The following is a 19681-nucleotide window of genomic DNA, read 5'->3' as shown; positions in this document are numbered from 1 at the left end:
GCTGCAGTAGCCGCCGTTGATATAGGCCCGCTGGCCAGTTCCTCACAGCCGCTTGGCCTCGTCGCCGGCGGCCGCCGCGGCCTCGGCGTTCGCGTGGGCCGCGTCCGCCGAGTCACGGGCCTGTTCGGCCAGCTCGTGCGCCCGGTTGGCCGCCTGGACCGCCTGCCGCTGGGAGGCGATCGCCCAGGCCGCGGACGAGATGGCCAGGCGGGCCGAGTTGGTGGCCCGGGTCGCCGCCGCCTTGGCCGTCGCGACCGAGGCCTGGGCCTTGAGCACCGACTGGTTGGCCTGGTCGGCGTACTGCGCCGCCTGTGTGGCATAGCCGGCCGCGTTCTGTGCGGACTGTGCGGCCTGCGCGAAGTATCCTGCGGCGAGAGCGGCCTCGTTGTTGGCCTGGGCCGCGGCGGCCTCGGCTGGCGCCGCCGGCGGCAATCTCAACCAGGGCTTGAACCCGGCCAGTTCGTCGTAACGCAGCTGGGCCCAGTCCAGCCCGCGCGATGCCAGGTACGCGAAGTAGTCCTTCAGGTCGAACGTGTACGCGCGGACCGTGTTCGGTGATCTGCGCTGATCCGACAGATGAGAGAGGAACGACTCCACCGGCGGAACTGGCAGATGGTCCTCGCCGAGCAAATGTCCACGACTCCCCTGGACCAGCTTGCGACACCACACGTTGAACCCGCACCCAACTCCTCCCGCCGTCACAGACACGGCGAGGCTGCGGTGTCCATGACGAAGGAAGAAGCAGGTCGGGCTGCCCGTCGCAGACACACTGTCCGTCGATCTCGGACTAGAGATAACGCCATCGAGGACGGTGCCGGGCGGCACGGTACGCAGGAGCCAGCGCACGTCTGCTGGCACGGTCAGATATCAGAACGTTTGGGATGCCGCAGTATCCGAGTCGTGCGACTAGGGATGGGCGGTCAGCTCGGTTCGGCGAACCTATCAATCACCGTTGTTGACTGACTAGTCGCTCTCTTATACGGTGGGGGCATGCCAAGACCACGAAGCGCAGATCGCCGCAACGCGATCCTGTCCGCCGCGACCCGTGTCGTCGCGGAACAAGGGCTCGGCGCGGCGACGGCGGTGATCGCCAAGGCGGCAGGCGTCTCCAACGGTTCGCTGTTCGTTTACTTCGACACCAAAGCGACGCTTCTGAACGAGCTTTACGTCGCCTTGAAAACCGAGATGAACGAGGCGGCGATGGCCGGGGTCGCCGAGGACGGCGACCCCCGCGAGCAGCTTCTTTGCCTGTGGAACCAATGGCTGCGTTGGGCAACAGGCAATCCGGATAAGCGCCGGGTGATCGCTCAGCTCGACGTTTCCGACGAGATCAGCGTCGCGAGCCACCAGATCGTGCGGGCCGGGTTCAGCGACATGGCCCAGTTAGTTGATCGTGCCCGAATGGGCGGACCTACTCGGGACGCTTCTCTGGGGTTCGTGTTGGCACTTCTCACTGCGGTCGCGGAGACGACCATCGACGCGATCATCAACGAGCCGGCCAGCTCTGACGCCATCGCCGGGCTCGGCTTCGACGCCATGTGGCGGATGCTCACCTAAAAGGAGTAGGAAATGAACCAGAGCAAGGCATACGTCATCACTGGTCCCACGGCGGGCATCGGCCGCCGCACGGCGCTCGAGCTGGCCGAGTACGGCACTGTCGTGCTGGTCGGGCGAAGCCCTGACAAACTCGCCAGTGTCGAGAAGGAGATCCGCGGCAAGGGCGGCCAGGCGGTCTCGGTCGTCGCCGACCTGTCGGACATCACCAGCGCCCGCCGGGCGGCAGCGGAGATCGCCACGCTCAACCTACCGATTGCGGGCGTGCTGAACAATGCCGGCATCATGCCACCGAAGCCATTCAAAAGTGCGCAGGGCTGGGACGGCACGTACGCGACTAACCACCTCGGCCCGTTCGCGTTCACCGAGGCGCTGATTCCGCACCTGGCCGACGGCACGAACGTCGTCTTCATCGGCTCCGCAGTGGAGGACCCCGAACGCAAGCCCGCCGTGGCGGCCGGCTTCCGCGGCGCCCGTTTCCTCTCTGTCGAGGCGAGTGCCCGGGGTGAGTGGGCGCCCGGCGGCTCCAGCAAGCCCGGCTTCGATGCGTACGCCACCTCGAAGCAGGGCAATATCGCCACCGTCTTCGCCTTCGCTCGCGAAACGCCACGACTGCGTTGCAATGTCATCGAGCCTGGCTTCAACCCGGGCAGCGACCTGGGCCGGGACGCGAGCGCCGCATTGCGGTTCATCGCCAAGCATGTGATGTCCCCTCTCGCGCCGATGATCAAGTACTGGAGCAACCCGAAGACCGCGGCCCGCATGATCTCCGGAGTTCTCACCGCCGACAGCCGCGACACCGGCGTGTACTACGACGAGAAGGGCAAGCCGATGGCCGCGTCCACCCAGGTCAGCGGCCGCGCGTACCAGGACCGGGTGGTAGCCGAGACTCGGGCACTGCTGGCCACCATCCCAATGGAACCGGCGCGGTCATGACGCTCCCGTACGTTGGGTTCATCGCTGGGCGCGCCCACTGCTCGTGACTACCCATCAAGCTGGAGTGGAACAGGCAAGGGGCTACAGCATTGAAGAAACCAGTTCCATCACCGCTCGAGCGGTTCCGTTCTTGCGCAGCCGCCGCACCGCTTGGAGATCACCTGTCCAGGCTCCAACGGTCCTTCCAACAGGCCGCTCTTGATGCAGTGCCGACCGCCAGCGCTGCCGCGGGTGACCGTCAGGTCCCGGCGCTTCCGTATAAGAACCGCTCGGCGTTGCGCTCGATGATGGCCTCGATGTCCTCGTCCGGCAGACGCGGCAACGCGGTACCAGCGACGACGTCATTGACTGCCCTGAGCCCAGCGATCACGTCGTTCACCGTCGCGCTCGGGAAGTCGGAGCCGAGCAGGAGCTTGTCCGTCACGCCGTACTCGTAGGCCGTGATCATCGCTCGCCAGAACTGGTAGGGCCGGTAGTGACAAGCCGAGACGTCCGAGTAGACGTTCGGCGCCTTGCGGATCAGTACGACCACGTCCTGCTCCCACGGGTGCCCGAGATGTGCGATCACAATCCGCAGGCGGGGGAAGGCCATGGCCAGGGGTTCCAGAAGCATCGGTGCGGCCAGGTCGAGCCGCGCGGTCGACGGGAAGGTTGCACCCTGATGCACCATCACTGGCAGGTTGAGCCGTTCGCACAGTGCGAAGACTTCCCAGGTGCTGCTGTCGCGGGGATCCCAGTGTTGATAGGCCGGTCCGACCTTGAGGCCGCGAAGCCCGAGATCGTGCACACAACGCTCGAATTCGGCCACAGCGCCAGGCTCCGCAGGGTTAACCGACGCCCAGCCCTCGATGCGATCAGGGTGGGCGGCCGCGTACTCGGCGATGACGTCGTTGGGGACGAGGAAACCGGTGGGCCGGGCGTGGAGCCCGAACACGACGACGCGATCGGCCTGGGCGGCGGCAGCCAGGTGTTCTTTCGGCGTGGCGTCCTGAACGTGCAGGTCGAGGTGCGCGGCGTACGAGCGGCCGCCGCTGCGAGCGAGTTTGACCCGCTTGGCCGCGAGCGCCTCGGCGGCGGTCCGTTCACTGATGTGGTCCGGGTACCACATCAGGTGCGAGTGGATGTCTACCCGCACCGCAGCGCCTCCACCTGGCCGAGATCGATCTCGACACCGAGGCCGGGTCCCTCGGGGACGTGCAGGTACCCGTCCTTGATCACCGGCGGGTTGCGCACGATGTCGCGGGGGTATCGGAGCGGGCCGACGACGTCCGACTCGTAGCCGAGGTTGGCGACCGCGACGCCCACGTGCGCACACGCCGCCGTGGCCAGGCCGAGTTCGCACTGGCTGCCCAGCAGTGCAACCAGGCCGGCTGCCTCGGCCGCAGCGAAGGCCTTCCACGCCTGCAGCGGGCCGCCCATCTCGGTGACGTAGACGTTCAGCACGTCGGCCGCCCCTCGCCGGACGATCTCGCCGACGTCCCGCAGGTGCCAGCAGGACTCGTCGAGCAGTAGGGGAGTGGCCAGGCGTGACCGCAGCCGGGCCAGCTCGTCGAGGTCCTGAGGGCGCAGCGGTTGTTCGATCAGCTGCAGCCCGTGCTCCTCGAGCGGGGCGAGTGCGGCGTACGCGGCGCCCGCGCTGCGGTATGCCATGTTCGCATCGACCTTGATCGAAACTTCGGCACCGACCGCGCGCCGGACCGCGCTCACCGCTTCGCGGTCGATCGATCCGGGCCGGCCGACCTTCAGCTTGACCGTCCGGAAGCCCGCTTCGACCGCGGTGCGCGCCTGAGCGACCGTGGCCTCGACATCGCCCCACGGGATGGGCCACGCAACCGGCACCCGCTCGCGAGCCCGTCCGCCGAGCAGTCGGTAGACGGGCGTGTCCAGCGCCTTGCCGAGAATGTCGAGCAGGGCCATCTCGACACCGGCGCGCGCCGCGTGCGCCCCGTCGGTCGCCAGATCCAGGCGCTGCTCGACCGCGACGGCGCAGCCGGCGACGTCACGCGGGTCGAGGCCGAGGATCGTCGGCGCGATGCTGAGCTCGACGTCGCGACACAGTGCGCGCCCGAGGCGTCCCCACGACATGGCGATCTCGCCCCAGCCGGTGATCCCGGCGTCGGTTTCGACGCGCACGACACCGAACTCGGAGGAGTCGATGTTGCCCTGGGTCGCGACCATCGGGGTGAGCCGGGGGATGCGAAGGGGCACGGCGGATACTGCGGTGATCTGCACGGCACTACTTCCCGATCGGCGACGACGACCGCCGGGCGATGGAGCTTCGCCCGGCGACGAGGGCGCCGATCTTGTCGGTTCAGCCGATGGCGGCGAGTAGACGTTCCAGCTGCGGTCGGACGCTCGGGTCGAGATCGCGGATCGGCGCGCGGGAGTGGCCGCCGTGCCGTCCCCGAACGGCCAGGATCTGCCGGTAGAGCGCCAGATCGTTCACCTCGCCGGACGGGAACCGACTGTAGAGGTAGCGGTACTGCCGGATGGTCGCCGCCGCGGCGCGCGCAGCGACGAGATCGCCCTTCTGGACGGCCTCCCACAGCGCGATCGCCTCGCGCAGCGCGACGTTGAGGACGCCGCTGATCCACCCGTGGGCGCCCTCGGCCAGGCCGGACAACGGGGCGAAGAACCCGCCGTAGAACGCCCGGAAGTCCGGCCCGGTCTCGTCGATTGCCTCTACCACTTGGTGGACGGTCGGGAAGGTGCTCTTCACCCCGTGCAGCAGTCCGTCGGCGTAGAGCCGGCCGATGTCGCGCGCGTCGACCGGATCGGTACCGCTGTTGCCCGGGTTGTTGTAGAGGAACACCGGGATGGGGCTGGCTGCGCCGACCGCTCGGAAGTGGCCGAGCACCTCCTCGCGATTCGGGCGGAGATAGAACGGCATGATGACCAGCGCGCCTGATGCGCCGGCCCCAGCCGAGGCGGCGGTCAACGCGATGGTCTGCGCGGTACCGGGAGCGCCCGTCCCCGCGATCACCGGGACGCGGCCCCCGACCGCGTCGACGGCGAGTTCGACGACGCGGATCCGCTCGACATCGGTCATCGTCACGAACTCGCCGCTGGTCCCGCCGACGACGATCCCGTGGGCGCCGTCGTCGACGAGACTACGAACATGGGCGGTGGTCGCCGGCTCGTCGAGCGAGCCATCGGCGTTGAACATGGACAGCGCGGCCGGGAACACTCCGGACCAGTGCTCGACGGAAGTCATAGTCGCACTTTGAAGCAACCTCTGACCTATGTCAAGACTGCCGGCACGTCGCTGCGCGGAATGCGGTCGGACTCACTCCCATGGCCCGCTTGAACAGCGCGCCGAACCGCTTGGGGGAGCGGAATCCGACGCGTTCGGCGATCACTGCCACGGGCAGCTCGCTCTCGCGCAGCAACGCCTCGGCGCGTTTGAGCCGAATGCGGGTCAGGTACTTCAGGAATGTCGTGGCGCGTTCGCGTTGGAACAGGTGGGCCAGGTGGTAGGGGCTGACTGGCACCGCCGCAGCGACGATGGCGAGGCTGAGATGTTCACCGTGATGGCGGATGATGTGCCGCTCGGCGGCGGCGAGAATCGGGTCGGCACCGTGGACGCGCACCGTCGGCACCGGCGCGGTCGGCTCTGGTGTCGCTACGGACGTCGACTCCCGCGTCATCCGGCTCCCGTCCCGTCGACCGGTGCCAGGGTCAGCTCTATGCGGTCGGCGTCCGGCTCGACCGTCACCGTCGGGAAGTGCCGCGCGTCGGTCTCGATCACGTCGAGCAGGCCGTAGCCGGGACGTATGTCAGGTCGGTGTCCATCCGGGCTCGTGGCGACGACCGTGCCGCGGCGTACTTGGAGCTGCATGCCGTGTGCAGGGACGAAGACGAACCTGCGTGACCACGGGCCGCGGCGCTGGATCGTGACCGTGCGTTCGCCCACGTCGAGGCGTACGAACATGTCCGGCGACGCGTCGGTGCTTCCGTCACGCGCCCAGAACACGGTGCCGTCCCGGCCGGTCTCGGTGATCGACGTGCACAGGCCGGCCGGCTCAGAGCGGTAGACACCGGTACCAGCCTCGCGCGACGCCTGAACGTCAACGACGCGCGTGGGCGTGAGGTCCTCGAAGGCGAGTTCTGCCCCGACGTGCACAGTGACTCGTCCGGATCGGATCGTGACGAGGATGTCCTCGCCGGTCCACCCGGTACGCAGGTACGTCTCGTCGATCGACGGGAAGTGCCACGGCTCGAGCCTCGGCGGTCCGCCTGGTTCGAGTGGCGCACGGCTCCAAGCGTAGGCGTACCCACCAGGAGCGAAGCGCATCTGTTCCCGCCGCTTTGGCGTCTGGGCCGGCCAGATCTCGGTCCGTCCCGCGGTCGGTTCGAGCGTGGCCAGCCAGAACAGGGACGGATCGCGCCGCTCGGCGGCGGTCGCAAAGAGCACCGCGGACAGCCCGGTGCTCTCGCCGTAGAGCGGCTCGTTCGCCGCGGATCGCTCGCGCCGCGGGCGGTACGCCGCTAAGGCCGTGCGCAGGTCGAGCGCGCAGGCCGCCCCGGTAAGCAAATCGACTCCGGTGACCCGGCGCAACGGATCGAGGAACTGGATCTGGCTCAGCACGGTCGAACTCCAGAATGCGGTGCCCTCGACCTGCGCGCCGTCTGTCCCGAGTGCCCCGGGCAACAGATGGTTGGCGAACTGGGCGCGGGTGCGAAGGACCCACTCGTCCGCAGCCGGCAGATCACCGAGCAGGCACAGCGCGATGACCCCGAACGCCGACCACTCGACCGAGGAGTGATGCGGTGAGTGTCGATCGGGCTCGATGCCCACCGGGCCGGCAATCTCCGGCCGGCTGAACCACTCGTCGGCCAGGCGGCCGGCGCCACGAGTCAACAGGTCCCGAATCTCGTCCCGCTCTGCGGGCGACAGCCGCTCGTGGACCAGGTCGTAACCGACGGCAATGGCTTTCAGTACCCGCGTGGTGGCGTAGACCGTCCCGTAGTCGGGACGAAGGTCGGCCTCCGGGCGCCACCGACGGCACGCCGCGAGCAATCGCCCCACTGCGGCAGAACCGAACCGATCGTCGTCCCCGTAGCTCGCGGCGAAGGCGAGATGTTCGAGCATCGCAGCGTCGGCCATGATCGCCCAGAACCGGTCGTACAGGTTCTCGTAGATCGGGTCTGGATCGATCGGTGCGATCCAGTCAAGCGCCGGCTCCCAGGACGCGAAGCGCGACGCGTCCAGGGCGATGTTGTTCCAGATCGCGGCCCGCACTCCCTGCGTTCGTTCCCGCCGGAGCTCGATAAGCTCGCTATGATCGAAATAGAGGCGCGGATGACTGCTCATCGACGGTCGGACCCGAACCGCCGAACCACGTTATCCGCCAATGCGCTCACGACCGGATCGACCAGCAACGAGCTGATGAATGAGACCGACCCCACCGAGAACACCGCGCCACCGCGAGCCGTTTCGAAGTACGTGATCTCGGCGCCGCCGCCGTCGGCGTTGCGCCCTCGGGCCAGCACCTGGGTACCAGGCGGCGCGTGCACGGACAGCTTGTCAGTCTCGTGTCCGGAAGCGCCGCCAGCGATCCGCACGTTCTGCGACGCGAAGCCGAACAGGTCACCGTTAGTGACGCCCGACCCCGTGAACGCCCAGTGGTCAGCATCGATCACTTCGAACGGCGCGCCCGTCAACAGGCCGCGAGCGTCGTAACCGACGCCGAGCAGTCCGCCCTCGGGTACGCGGCGAGCGGCGAATCGCGACCAGTCTCGAGTCGTCGGCGGCCCAAGCCGGCGCGTGTCGCCGTTGTGGACCTTCATCATGTCCCCGGGTTGCCGCTCGACTTCGCAGTTGAGCCCGTTGCCGCCGAGGTAAACCAGCTGGCCGCCCCGCTCGAACACCCACGACTGGACGGCGTCGAACATCGGCCAAGTCCAGTACTCGGGGTGAGCACCCAAGATCACCGCCCGGTAGGCGTCGAGGTCGAGGTCTCCGCTGTCGAGCTGACTTTCCGCGTAAAGGTCGTAGTCGTGGCCGGCCCGTTCCAGCCAGCACAGCAGGCGCCAGTCCGTAGCGGCCAGGTGAGAACCCGCGCGAGTGGTGGTCGGTCCGTCGGCCACTTCCGCCGGTGGCACCGCATTGTCCGGTTCCGGTCGACGGAAAGACAGCGGGGGATAGTCCTCACATTCCCAGTCTCCGGCGTCCGGGTTGCGATACCGAGCCAAATCCTGCCGGCGATTGACAAGGGGCTGCGCCGGTACCCCGCCAGGAAGCAGGTAGTTGCTGCGGCCACCGAAGTTATTGTAGGCGTTCCAAGTGAGGTCGGAGACGAGGACCGCGAGCGGCGCGCGCGGACGTCGCGGCGAGACCACCCATGGGAAGTTCGTCGAACCGCCGCCGACGCAATCGACCTGCACGAAGTACAGCCCGCTGCGTTCCGGCGCGGTGATCGGCTGGCCGGGAAACCCACGGGGGAGCCAGTCGACGCCGCTGCCACTCACATCACCGTCGGGCAACAGGGCGGCGGTCGCACCCGCTTCATGCTCGCCGAATCCGAGATCGGCGACGAACTCACGCTCGCCGCCGTAGCGCCACAGCGACAGGCGATACGGCTCCGGGGACGATACGCACAACGTCGCTACGTCACCAGCGGCCGCATACTTCGGCCAGACGAAGCCGTAGGGCGTGCTTGAGAGCAGCCGAAACTGCGTGACGCTGCCATCGGCGACGATCTCGGTGCGTTTGGGGCCGTACCCCCGCGCGGCGAGGATGACCTGGTACTGCCCGGGCGGCAGGTCGGCCTCGATCCGTCCCGAGGCGCTGGACCGGACACTTGCCACTACACGTCCGGTCACCAGATCGCTTACCTCGACCGCCGCGTCGGCGATTGCTACGTAGTACTCGTCGCTGACGTAGCCCAACAGCATAGACAACTCCTAGGACCTAGGTGTGATGTGTGGGAGTATCAGGCTTGGATACGGCCCGACGCCAGAGGGGTTAGCGAATTGGCACGGTTGACGCAACAGATCCTCCGTCTCGGTCTCGCCGGCCGAGCGGTGTGCCTGCACAGCTCGCTGCGTTCGTTCCGCGAACCGGTGCCTCCCAGTGAGTTGATCGACGCCTTTCTCGACGCCGGATGCACCCTGCTGGTGCCCACCTTCACCGCAGGCTTCGCCGCCCCGCCCCCCGCCGGGCACCAGCCGCTGCCGGGCAACAGCGAAGCCGACGGCTCCATCCCGGATCGGCCACCCCTGCGGGGCTACACGCCGGAGTCGACCGATATCGACTCCGGGATGGGGGCCGTGCCCGCAACGGTGCTGCGCGACCCGGCCTGCCGGCGCGGAAACCATCCGCTTTCGTCATTCACGGCGCTCGGACCGGCCGCTTGGCGGTTCGTGGCCGCCCAATCCCCGCGCGACGTGTTTGCCCCGTTGCGGCAAGTGGCCGCGAACCACGGCGTGGTTTTGCTCATCGGGGTTGATCTGTCCGCCGCGACCCTCATCCATCTGGCCGAAGAGGACGCGGGCCTACGCCTGCTCACCCGCTGGGCGCGAGACGCCCGGGGCGGCCTGGTCGAGGTCCGCCACGGCGGTTGCTCGCGCGGCTTCGAGCGACTGGCTCCGGCATTGGCAGAGATTGAGCGGCGTGCCGACGTTCTCGGTAGTCGATGGCGGGCGCTACCGGCGGCGCCGATGCTCGAGGCGGCGACTCGGGTCTTGGCCGTCAATCCGGCGGCCGCTCGGTGCGCCGATATCGATTGCCTGCGCTGTCGCGATCAAGCGCGTACATAGGACCTAAGACAAGAGCCTTGACTGCATAGGGCGCCTGACCTAGAGTCCCGTCAACCGTCGCGCACCGCGACGCCTCCGGAACCTCGAGGAGCGCCATGCAGCGCCGATTAGCCACTGTAATAGCCGTCGCCGTTATTGCCACCGCTAGCCTCGTCGGTTGCGGGACGTCGTCGAGCTCTAGCGATCCGAACACCACCATGCGCCAGCTGGGAGTGGAACCCACCCAGGGCTTCGATCCGAACAAGGCCTTTGCTGACGCCTCGGTGGTGCCGATGGCAATGATGTACGAGACGCTGACCGAACGGGACGACTCGGGCAAGGTCGCCGGCTCGCTCGCGCAGAGCTGGACGGTCTCCCCGGACGGGAAGACCTACACCTTCACGCTGCGCAAGGGCATCAAATTCAGTGATGGCACGCCGATCACTCCGGAAGACGTGAAGTACTCCATCGAGCGGGCGAAGACCGGTGAGCCGCTCAAGGCTCAACTCGCCGTCGTCACGTCGATCGAGGCGTCCGGTGACGACACGGTCATCTTCACTCTTCAGCACCCAATGAGCACCTTCACCTCGCTGCTTGGCCGCCCAGGGAACGCGGCGATCCTGTCGAAGAAGACCGTCGAAGCCAACAAGAACTACTTCACGAAGCCGACGATTACGAGCGGGCCATGGACTCTTAGCGAGTACACGCCGAAGAGCCAGATGGTTTTCACCGTCAACCGGCACTACTACAACGTTCCGAAGATCAGCAAAGTGGTCATCACGTTCGGTACCGACCCCACCGCGAACGTCGCTGCCTTGGAGTCGGGCTCGGTCGACCTGGCCCCGATCGCCTATAGCGATGCCGCCAAGGTGAAGCAGGCGGGGAAGCTCAACGTCATCCAGGCCGACCAACTTGCGCCGCTCTTCTTCGGGTGGGACCGGACCAAGGCTCCGTTCGACAACCTGCAGGTGCGCCAAGCGGTCGCCTGGGCGGTCGACCGGGCCGGCAAGCAGGAGGCGTGTTGGTACGGCACCGGTGCGGTGACCTACGGCAACACGCTTCGTCCCTGGGATCCGGACTACGTCGAGCTCGACACGTACAAGGCGGCTTCTCGCGACGCCGCGATGCAGAAGGCCGAGCAACTGCTCGACGAGGCCGGCTGGAAGGAACCGAGTTCCGGCGGTACCCGCGTCGCTCAAGGTGTTCAGGGCGTGTCTGACGGCACGAAGCTCTCCTTCAGCGTCGTGTACGAAAGCAACTGGCCGGCCGCCGCATGCCACGTGCAATTGTTGCAGCAGAATCTGAAGCAGGTCGGCATCGACGCCACGCCACAGGCGTATGACCCGGCCGCGTACTGGGGGGACGTCGCGAAGAACAAGTTCACGATGTACCACGGTGGAGCGGGCGCAATCGACGCACTTGATCTGTACGACAACTGGTTCAAGACCGGCGGGTCGCTCACCGCGCTGACCACGCACCTCAACGATCCAGCGATCGACGCCAAGATCACCCAGGCCGAGCAGGCGAGCCCCGAGCAAGCCAAGTCGATCATTCAGGAGCTCGAGCGCTGGCAGGCGACCAACCTGCCGTTGCTGGTCGACGGCTACCAGTGGCCGCAGGTCGGTACGACCAAGCGCGTGCACAATTACAGCCCGGGTCTGGATACCGACTCACGAACACTCGTGGAAGCGTCGGTGAGCTAGCAGCTCCTCCCAAGAGCCTGCTCGCATTCGCCTACGTCCGGGTGACCGCGCAGCTCGCACGGAGCTCGTGCCGGCGATGGTGCCGATGTTCGGCATCGTCGCCGGCATTCCGGTCCTGCTGATCGTCCTCGGCATCAACATGCTCGCCGACGTACTGCGTGACCGGCTCGACCCGCATGGGAGGCTCGGATGACCGCCACGTCCCCTCTGTCGATCTTCGCGTTCTACCGACGTAGCGGACCGGTCCGCGCTGACGCTGGCGTGGGCGGGTGCTGCGCTGGTGCCGGCGTGGTCAGGCGGCGTGGTGACTGGTGCTGTCCCGCAGTACCAGCTCGACCGGGAACTGCTGACGGTGGCCGGAAGGGACGGTGCCGTCAGCAGCAGCCGGGTTGCGGCGGCCGCCATGTCTTCTACCGGCGTGCGCATCGTGGTCAACGGTGGGTTCGAGCAGACTGCGGCCACGCTGTCGTCGAACCCGATGACGCAGATGTCCTGCGGAACGCGCCGACCGCTGGTGGTGATCGCCTGGACGGCACCGGCAGCCATCAGATCGCACCCGTTGCCGTACTGGTCGCCGGGGCCGCCCTGATCCCGTCACGCGGCAAGAAGGTCCACCCGGTCACCTCCCAGGCCGGTCAGCGACTCCACCGTCAGGTCGGCACGGCAACCACCGGGGCCCGTCGGCCACCGCGGCGGCCCCTGCGGCAATGCACCTGACCGGGCTGGCCGTGCAGCACCCGGGCCGAACTGCGGCTCGAACGGATGCCACCGTCGACGTGGGCTCCGTCGGTAACCAAGTTCCACAAGCTGCACGATGAGCCGGCAGCCGCGCCCCCAGCGGTTCAGAAATCCGTACCTGGTCAACACGCGTGCGCGTGGCGAGCCGCGGTCGGCACTCCTGCGGGCCGGAGGGCGTCTCGGTCTGTGCGGCCGATCCGCTTCCTGGATCGTGGGCATCTCAGCGCTCGCGTTCGGTTGAGCGCGTCATGACGGCCAGGCCGATGACGGCCAGCAGCGCGAGCGCGGCCGGGATGAGGAAGACCTGCGGGAGTCCGATGATGGCGGCACCGACGCCGCCGGCGGCGCCGCCGAGGGCGGAGCTCAGCGCGGTGGAGCTCATGAAGATCGCGGATGCGGTGGCGACGGCCGTGGGCAGGAGGCGTTGGGCGACGATGATCCCGAGGGTGGCGAACACCCCCCAAACGCCGCCCATGAGGATCTGTCCTGCGAACAGCCCGACGGGGTGGCCGGTGATCGCGAAGCAGATGTTGGCCGCGACGCCGAAGCCGGCTCCGAGGATCATCAGCTGCATCATGCCGCTCCGGCGGGCCACGACCACGGCGACGGGCATCAGCACGATCTCCACCAGCGGCTGAATGCCGATGATCGCGCCACTGAGTCCGGCCTCGAAGTGCAGCTGCCCGTTCATGTAAATCGGCAGATAGGCGTACTTGATCGGCTCGCCCGCGTACACCAGGACGTAAAGCCCCGTGAACGCCAGCAGCGGCAGCATCGCCCGCCAACCCGGGCTGCCGTGGCCGGTGTCCGGCGCGTCACCGAGCCCTGCCTGGACGGCGGGAGCTGTCCGGAGTGCTCCGAGCGGGAGGATCTGGGCGAGGGTGCAGCCTGCGGTCGCGACCAGCATGGTGCGCAGCGACGTCTGGGCGGCCAGGAACGATCCGGCGACCGGGCCAACCACCCAGCCGCCGGTCAGGGCCATCCGCACGACGGCGACCACCCCGTCGTTGTTCGGGCCTGGGTGCGCCTTCAACTCGTCGTGAATCGCGGCGAAGAGCTGCGAGGTCGCGGCCCCGCCGAAACCGCCGATGACCGCGCTGATGACGTAGGGCATCCACAGCTCGGTCGAGTAGGCGATGCCCACCCAGCCCCCGAAGCCGGCGACGGCGCACGCCCGGAACAGCCCGAGCCGGCGGCCGGTGCGGTCCGAGCGTCGGCCGACCAGGAACCCGGCCACCGGCGCCGCTAGGTTCGTCAGGTAGAACAGCCCCGCCGCGGTGAGGGACGCGTGCAGGTCGTTGACCAGGAATGACGCGATCTGCGGGGCGGCCGCCGAGAACCCGAGCGCGGACAGGAACACCGCGAGGGTGGCACCCCGGAACAGCGGCGAGGCGAGCGTCAGCCGCAGCGCCGACGCCTGCACCACGGGTTCGTCGAGCGCGGGAGCGGTCGGCTTGACCTGCTCGGGAAGCGTCATCCGCTGTGCCTCCACATCACGCTGGGCAACGGCTTCGGCCTGGCGGTTGGCCGCAGCAGCCCGCAGCGCCAGATTCTTCCAATGGAAGAATCTTTGGTCAAGCAGGCCCCGTCCCGTCTTCCTCGTCCCCGTCTGCCTGCGGCGACGGCGGCAGGAGCCGTTCGAGCAGCGCGAGGGCCCGGCGCACGTCCACTACGTCCGGGTCGAGCAGCCACTGCAGCTGCAGCCCGTCGGACGCGGCAATGACCAGCGACGCCGCATCGTCAGGATCGATGTCCGCGGCGATCGCGCCAGTGCGTTGTCCTACACGGACCCGGTCGGCGAGATACGCGCGCACCGTCCGGAAGCGATCCCGCACGAAATCCTGCGTCAACGGATGCTGCTGGCCCTGCAGGGCGTCCGTGGTCAGCGTGGCGTACAACTCCACCAGGCCCGGGATCGTGCGATTGCGTTCCGCGCTGCGCTCCATCACCCCGACCGCCGAAACCCCGTCCGGCGGCGGGTCGCTCTGCTCTAGCTGCTCGTGCGCCCGGTAGACCTCGACCAGGAGCTCGTCGCGCGACGAGAAGTAGTACCGCAGTGCCGCATGCGAAACCCCGATCGCTTCACCGATCGCCCGCAACGAGGCACCCACACCCCGCTCCGCGAACAGCTCGATGGCCCGAGACAGGATCTCCGCCCGCCGCTCTGCAGCCTTACGGTACGACCGCTCACGCGCCACAGCGCCGTCCTTCTCCACCCGGGCATCGTACGGAGAGCCCCAGATCCAACCGCCTTTACCGCCTTGGCCACCGGGCGCATGAGCCGCTGGGCGATGACACAGTATCTGTGAGATCAGAAGTGGTGGGACCGGATCGCGCTACTAGGAACTGCCCGCCACGGGATCCGGCGATTTGGCACCCGGGCAATCGTGCGTCACGACTCGCTTCATCCGCACTGATCCGACGGGAGTGCACGACAATGACGGCAACGGCGTCCGCCTTGACGTTGACCGGCCGCTACTACCGGCTGTACCCGAACTTCGACACGCCGCTCGGCGGCCACGATCAAGGCGGTCCGCCGCCCGGACCCATGGCCGAACTCGGCTACCTGGCGCACTTCCGCCCGGTCGACCATTGGGCGTCGACGCCTCGAGCGGGCGCCTGGGCCGCGCCTCGGTTACCGACTCCGCGTGGGCTTGACCAGATCAGGGACCCACTGTAGCGGACTAGGACCTAGGTCGGAATCCTCCCGCTGTTCGGCCACGCCTTTCGACTGCTGCAAGTAGTCGCGGGCGCGGGTGACGATCTCGACCGCATGCTTCTCGGCCAGCTCGCCCTCGCCGTTCGCGATTGCCTCGACCAGGGCTGCGTGCTGGGCGTCGTTCTCAAGGTGGTCGATCCCGCTCGATTGGGTGATCTCGGCGCCCCGGCGCCGCTCCTCGGCCAGGACTCCGGCCATGGCCGTCAGCATGCTGTGGATGAACCGGTTGCCGCATACCCGCGCAATGAGATCGTGCAGGTCGAGGTCGACCGTCACCCGGATCCCCGGGTCGTCGCCCGCTTCCGCGATGGTGCGAATGGCGCGGCGCATCGCGGCGACCTCCGGCGGCGTCGCCCGCTCGGCGGACAGTCGAGCGGCCCGACCCTCGAGCAGTGCCCGCAGGTCCATCAGCTCTTCGATGGCATTGGCGTCGGCATCGAGCAGAAACCGCATGTAGTTGCCCACGGCGATGGGCTGCGGCTCCCGCACGACGGCCCGCTTTCCCTGCCGCGTCGCGATGGTGCCCTCGCTGTTGAGCGCCCGCAGCGCGTCGCGGACCACCCGCTGGCTGACGCCGAAGCGCTCGGCCAGCTCGGCCTCCGCCGGCAGTTCGTCGCCCGCGCGCAGCTTGCCGGCCGAAATCTGATCGCGGATGGACGTCGCGATCCGTGTTCCGAAGGGGATCCGCTTGCTCGCACCGGGACCATCGGGCTTGGCGACGATGTCGCTATCCGAGGGTCCGCCCCCGATCATGGTCTCCGCCACGACCCGCCTCCGTCCAACTCGCCGGACCGCGTTCGACCCAAACGCATGATAACGCCAGTTGCGTCGGCCCCACCTATGTCCTGGGTTCGTGTTGGGTCTGCATGGAGGATACATGAGGACAACGCGCGTGTGTCTGCGGCCGTCGACTTCGGCTTCTACAACGCGATCTACGTTCAAATCGAGACCGAGGACGGAGCGGTTGGCGAGGCCGAGGTGGCGAGTACGTCACGCTCAACACCGGGGCCCCAGATGATTGGCCAGATCGCCAACCTCGACCTAGCGGCTCCAGGAGATCGCCTGAGGGTGAAGCTCCTGGAGCCGCTGGCTACGGCTCGCGTCAGCCGATGACGTAAAGGTTGCCGTCGGCGGCCGTGACGAGCAGTTCGGACGCGCCGTCGTGATTGACGTCGGCGGCAATGACGTCACCCAGCGGGTAGCCGATGTCCAGCGACCAGACAAGCTGGCGAGGCCCCGGTCCGCGTAGGCACACGACCCGGCCGTCGTTGGTCCCGAACACGAACTCGGGTCGCCCGTCACCGTCCGCGTCGACCGTGATGGTGTTAGAGCCGGGCGAACCGACGTCGTATGTCCACTTCACCGTGCCGTTCGCCGCGTTACGGCATTCGAAGACGCCGTCGGCCCGTAGCACGCCGATCTCCAGCACACCGTCGTGGTCGACATCGGCGACTCCGGGCTGAAGCCCGAACTGCGACGACGGCGGAACGTCCACTCGCCAGAGCGTGCTGCCGACTGGTGTCTTCGTGAAGGTGATGACATTCAAGCTGTTGAAGCCGGCCGCCAGCACGAGGTCCATCCGGCCGTCGCGGTTCATGTCGACCCACATAGGGGTGTTGTAGTACGGCAGCGCCGCGTTCGGATCGGTGAACACCGCGCCGGCCATGTCCAGTCCGTTGAACGTATACAGGACGTTGGCAGCCAGGAACGCGACATTGTCGAGGCCGTCGCCGTCAATGTCGAACACCGCGGGCAGGCCGACCCAGGGGCCGAACTTCTTCTCGTAGTAGTCGCCGGTGTCGCGGCTCGCGAGCAGTGAACCGTCCTTGCCGCTCACGATGCGCGAAACCTCGGTGTTGTAACCGGCCTGGTTCGCGCCGACGTAGACGTCGAGCCCGCGACCGCCGCTGAAGTTGCCGAATGTCCACAGGAAGATGCCGTTCGGGCCCGCGAAGCTGGGTGGCGGCAGGTCGGGGAACACGTGGCTCCAGACCTCACGGCCGTGGCCGTCGACAGCACGGAGCCGGCTGTGCTCCCCGGAGGCGTCGGCGAAGACGACCGACATCCGCCCGTCCCCGGTGAGGTCGGCCGCCGTCGCCGACTCACCGTGGCGGTAGACGTACTGCCCCTGGCCGGCGGCCCGCCATCGCTCCCGGAACCGCTTCCCGACCAGATCGAGAACGCGCACCGACCCGAAGCCACTCAGGATCACACTGTTTCGGCCCTTGCCGTCGAGGTCGGCGACGATGGGGTCGCCGACGAGCGCCCCGAGGTTGGTCTGCCCGAGCACCGTCCCGTCGGAGCGCTCCACCTGGAGCACTCCCGAAGCGTTCTGGTACACGACCGACGCCGTGCCGCTGCCGTCGAGGTTGCCGATGCGGTGGATCACCCCGCCGTCGACTTTGCGCGTCCACGTCTTCGTGACCGAGCCGCCCCGGTACGTGTAGCCCTCGAAATTGGTGCCGTTGCCGACCACGAAGCTGCAGAGCGGGTCGGCGCGAAGGATTTCGTTCCGCTCGTTCGCCGAATGCGGGCTGAGCGTCGTCGGGACCGGCGTGTGCGGGTCGAGGACGTACTTCGCGTTTGCTAGCGTCCAGATGGGCGTGCTGGCGAGATTCCCGAGTTCGTAGATCTCCAGGTCGGCGGTCGCCGGTGGCGTCTGGGTCGTGACGACACTGACCAGCAGTTGGTGTTTGCCGTTCCCGCCGAGGTCCTGCACGCCCATCAAATAGCGGTCGGGAAGATCGCGCTTGATGCCGGAAAAGCCGGCCAGAGCGTCCAGAATGAGGACGTGCCAACGGTTGTCGTTGTTCTGGTTGTAGATGCCGACGACCAGCTCGACTCTGCCGTCGCCGTCCACGTCGGCGAAGCAGTTCACGGTCGTTCGCACTTGGCGCAGGGCCTGCGGGTAGTCGACGAACTTGTCCCACAGCAGAGACATTCCGCTGCTGTCGTTCTGCAGGACGGCGATGTGCTCGGTCACGGCGTCGCAAACCTCGACGTACTCCAACTGGCCGTCCCCGTCGAGGTCGACAAGCGCGACCTGGCCGTAGTTGCGACCGTCCACGTCCGGACCGGCAATCCAGTTGACGACCCCGTTCCAGCCGCTGCTGCCGTCGAGCAGGGCCCCTGTCTTTCCGTCGTAGGCGAGCACCTGGCCGTAGCCCGCGGCAATCATCTGGTTGCGGCCAGCGCCGGCCGCGTCGCCGATGATCACCTCGGGCTGGTAGGCCGGGTTGGTATATGCGGGGGAGGTCTGCCACATCTGCCGCGCTTTCGACACGCCCGAGTCGAAGGCGAAGGCTGTCGCCTGCGGCTGCGCGTACGGCCACACGACGATCTGCAGCCCGGAAACGTCCGGGTCGAGCTTGCCAACCTTCAACCAGTCGAACGACACGACGGCGCCGAAGTCATGGCTCCACAGGACCCTGCCGTCGGTCGCCGACAGCGCGGCGACGGTGGTGCCGCCAGTGACCACGACCTGACGGCTGCCGTCACGGGCAAGATCGAACACGCCGATGATGTCGCCCGGGTTCAGACCCTTGGTGGCCCAGCGGAGCGAGAGGTCAGGCCCGGTCGCGTACACGCTCGCCGAGGTGATGTACAGCAGGCTGGTCCTGCCGTCGCCGTCGAGGTCGGCCGTCATCACCCACGGCGTGGCCCCGCCGAGATAGGCCTTGGCGAGCACACGCGGGCGCCGGATCCTGCCAGGGAGCCGTTGGTTGCCCGAGTTCCGGTTGTCGGCCCGGGGGAGCGCCCACTGTCCTACCTTGAACGGGGTGTCACGGCTCGGCGGCGCCGCGTTCGCCTGCGCCGAATCGGATCCGGTGATCCCAGGTATGGCGACGAGCGCCATTGCCCCAGCGCCTGCGGCCAAAAAGCCGCGTCGACTCACATCAGCCACTATGGCTCCCAAGCGAAAGTAAGGATTGACACATGACCTAAGTCACAGGATATGACCGGGGCGTGAATCCGGTCAATGTCTCGCGAAGCGCGTTGACGCGGTCACCCGCCGGTATGCCGAATGCAGTTGGGGCGACCTGATGTACGCCCTGCAGTGTCGACTGACAGGAGGATCCGTCGTTGCCCACGCCGAGCGGCGTCACCTGCTTGCCATCGCGACGACAACGATGAGGCCTCGGTCGCTGAGAGAACTGGCCAGACGTGCGCCCCTGGGCGGACCCGCGACCGGCCGTAACCCCTCGTCGACATACCCCGCACCGGTGACGACACCAGTCACCGCATTGCTGCGGAGGGGAAGGCGGATCTCCTCCCCGCCGTCCCCTCCCGT

16 protein-coding genes and 1 pseudogene are annotated in these 19681 nt (G+C 67.7%); 5 read left to right on the top strand and 12 right to left on the bottom strand.

Annotation, left to right across the window (positions count from 1 at the left end; translation table 11 throughout):
* Window positions 1-42 precede the first annotated feature (42 nt).
* Window positions 43-597 carry a site-specific integrase gene (locus ACQPY0_RS35270; RefSeq protein WP_432970545.1) on the bottom strand — a complete coding sequence of 185 codons (555 nt, stop codon included), beginning with the start codon at window positions 595-597 and terminating at the stop codon, window positions 43-45.
* Between the two features lie 393 nt (window positions 598-990).
* Between ACQPY0_RS35270 and ACQPY0_RS35265 the strand changes: the two genes are divergently transcribed.
* Window positions 991-1557 carry a TetR/AcrR family transcriptional regulator gene (locus ACQPY0_RS35265; RefSeq protein WP_432970542.1) on the top strand — a complete coding sequence of 189 codons (567 nt, stop codon included), beginning with the start codon at window positions 991-993 and terminating at the stop codon, window positions 1555-1557.
* A gap of 12 nt (window positions 1558-1569) precedes the next feature.
* Complete coding sequence (locus ACQPY0_RS35260) at window positions 1570-2490, top strand: SDR family NAD(P)-dependent oxidoreductase (protein WP_432970540.1); 921 nt, start codon at window positions 1570-1572, stop codon at window positions 2488-2490.
* Between the two features lie 238 nt (window positions 2491-2728).
* Here the strand turns inward: ACQPY0_RS35260 and ACQPY0_RS35255 are convergent, their stop codons facing one another.
* The 6 genes from ACQPY0_RS35255 to ACQPY0_RS35230 all read right to left on the bottom strand — a co-directional run bounded on the left by ACQPY0_RS35255 (window position 2729) and on the right by ACQPY0_RS35230 (window position 9387).
* Window positions 2729-3625, bottom strand: coding sequence for an amidohydrolase family protein (locus ACQPY0_RS35255; RefSeq protein WP_432970538.1), 897 nt, complete (start codon window positions 3623-3625; stop codon window positions 2729-2731).
* Window positions 3616-4698, bottom strand: a complete 1083-nt coding sequence (locus tag ACQPY0_RS35250; protein ID WP_432970535.1) for a mandelate racemase/muconate lactonizing enzyme family protein — start codon at window positions 4696-4698, stop codon at window positions 3616-3618. The genes ACQPY0_RS35255 and ACQPY0_RS35250 overlap by 10 nt, the downstream gene beginning before the upstream one ends.
* Before the next feature lie 103 nt (window positions 4699-4801).
* Window positions 4802-5704: a dihydrodipicolinate synthase family protein gene (locus tag ACQPY0_RS35245; RefSeq protein ID WP_432970532.1), complete on the bottom strand. Its 903-nt coding sequence runs from the start codon at window positions 5702-5704 to the stop codon at window positions 4802-4804.
* Window positions 5705-5735: 31 nt separating this feature from the next.
* The gene (locus ACQPY0_RS35240; protein WP_432970529.1) at window positions 5736-6137 is read right to left on the bottom strand and encodes a helix-turn-helix transcriptional regulator; all 402 of its coding nucleotides are present in this window, start codon (window positions 6135-6137) and stop codon (window positions 5736-5738) included.
* On the bottom strand, window positions 6134-7732 hold the full coding sequence (locus tag ACQPY0_RS35235) for a hypothetical protein (RefSeq protein WP_432970526.1): 1599 nt from the start codon (window positions 7730-7732) through the stop codon (window positions 6134-6136). Before ACQPY0_RS35235 ends, ACQPY0_RS35240 begins: the two co-directional genes overlap by 4 nt.
* A gap of 68 nt (window positions 7733-7800) precedes the next feature.
* A complete protein-coding gene (locus ACQPY0_RS35230) occupies window positions 7801-9387 on the bottom strand; it encodes a N,N-dimethylformamidase beta subunit family domain-containing protein (protein WP_432970523.1) in 1587 nt (528 codons plus the stop codon).
* An 87-nt stretch (window positions 9388-9474) separates the two neighbouring features.
* Between ACQPY0_RS35230 and ACQPY0_RS35225 the strand changes: the two genes are divergently transcribed.
* From ACQPY0_RS35225 to ACQPY0_RS35215, 3 genes are all read left to right on the top strand, one after another.
* Window positions 9475-10251: an AAC(3) family N-acetyltransferase gene (locus tag ACQPY0_RS35225; RefSeq protein WP_432970520.1), complete on the top strand. Its 777-nt coding sequence runs from the start codon at window positions 9475-9477 to the stop codon at window positions 10249-10251.
* 95 nt (window positions 10252-10346) lie between these two features.
* Window positions 10347-11933, top strand: a complete 1587-nt coding sequence (locus ACQPY0_RS35220) for an ABC transporter substrate-binding protein (protein WP_432970517.1) — start codon at window positions 10347-10349, stop codon at window positions 11931-11933.
* Window positions 11934-12000: 67 nt separating this feature from the next.
* On the top strand, window positions 12001-12126 hold the full coding sequence (locus ACQPY0_RS35215; RefSeq protein WP_432995913.1) for a hypothetical protein: 126 nt from the start codon (window positions 12001-12003) through the stop codon (window positions 12124-12126).
* Between the two features lie 239 nt (window positions 12127-12365).
* Here ACQPY0_RS35215 and ACQPY0_RS35210 read toward each other — a convergent pair.
* The 5 genes and pseudogenes from ACQPY0_RS35210 to ACQPY0_RS35190 form a co-directional block, all read right to left on the bottom strand.
* A pseudogene (locus ACQPY0_RS35210) lies at window positions 12366-12479 on the bottom strand (substrate-binding domain-containing protein); the annotation flags it as partial.
* A gap of 412 nt (window positions 12480-12891) precedes the next feature.
* Window positions 12892-14148, bottom strand: a complete 1257-nt coding sequence (locus ACQPY0_RS35205) for an MFS transporter (protein WP_432970514.1) — start codon at window positions 14146-14148, stop codon at window positions 12892-12894.
* Window positions 14149-14245: 97 nt separating this feature from the next.
* Complete coding sequence (locus tag ACQPY0_RS35200) at window positions 14246-14887, bottom strand: TetR/AcrR family transcriptional regulator (RefSeq protein ID WP_432970511.1); 642 nt, start codon at window positions 14885-14887, stop codon at window positions 14246-14248.
* 419 nt (window positions 14888-15306) lie between these two features.
* Window positions 15307-16155, bottom strand: a complete 849-nt coding sequence (locus tag ACQPY0_RS35195) for a FadR/GntR family transcriptional regulator (protein WP_432970508.1) — start codon at window positions 16153-16155, stop codon at window positions 15307-15309.
* 337 nt (window positions 16156-16492) lie between these two features.
* Complete coding sequence (locus ACQPY0_RS35190; RefSeq protein ID WP_432970505.1) at window positions 16493-19246, bottom strand: FG-GAP-like repeat-containing protein; 2754 nt, start codon at window positions 19244-19246, stop codon at window positions 16493-16495.
* Between the last annotated feature and the right edge of the window lie 435 nt (window positions 19247-19681).

Source organism: Dactylosporangium sp. CA-233914, assembly GCF_050942935.1.
Lineage (GTDB): Bacteria > Actinomycetota > Actinomycetes > Mycobacteriales > Micromonosporaceae > Dactylosporangium.
The sequence above is the reverse complement of the archived record's forward strand: the minus strand, read 5'-3'. Positions and strand labels throughout refer to the sequence as shown.

Bases quoted from the DNA above. Each gene is read 5' to 3' on its own strand.
- ACQPY0_RS35265 (WP_432970542.1), top strand. From the start codon at position 991: ATGCCAAGACCACGAAGCGCAGATCGCCGCAACGCGATCCTGTCCGCC.
- ACQPY0_RS35230 (WP_432970523.1), bottom strand. From the start codon at position 9,387: ATGCTGTTGGGCTACGTCAGCGACGAGTACTACGTAGCAATCGCCGAC.
- ACQPY0_RS35240 (WP_432970529.1), bottom strand. From the start codon at position 6,137: ATGACGCGGGAGTCGACGTCCGTAGCGACACCAGAGCCGACCGCGCCG.
- ACQPY0_RS35205 (WP_432970514.1), bottom strand. From the start codon at position 14,148: ATGACGCTTCCCGAGCAGGTCAAGCCGACCGCTCCCGCGCTCGACGAA.
- ACQPY0_RS35260 (WP_432970540.1), top strand. From the start codon at position 1,570: ATGAACCAGAGCAAGGCATACGTCATCACTGGTCCCACGGCGGGCATC.
- ACQPY0_RS35245 (WP_432970532.1), bottom strand. From the start codon at position 5,704: ATGACTTCCGTCGAGCACTGGTCCGGAGTGTTCCCGGCCGCGCTGTCC.
- ACQPY0_RS35190 (WP_432970505.1), bottom strand. From the start codon at position 19,246: ATGGCGCTCGTCGCCATACCTGGGATCACCGGATCCGATTCGGCGCAG.
- ACQPY0_RS35220 (WP_432970517.1), top strand. From the start codon at position 10,347: ATGCAGCGCCGATTAGCCACTGTAATAGCCGTCGCCGTTATTGCCACC.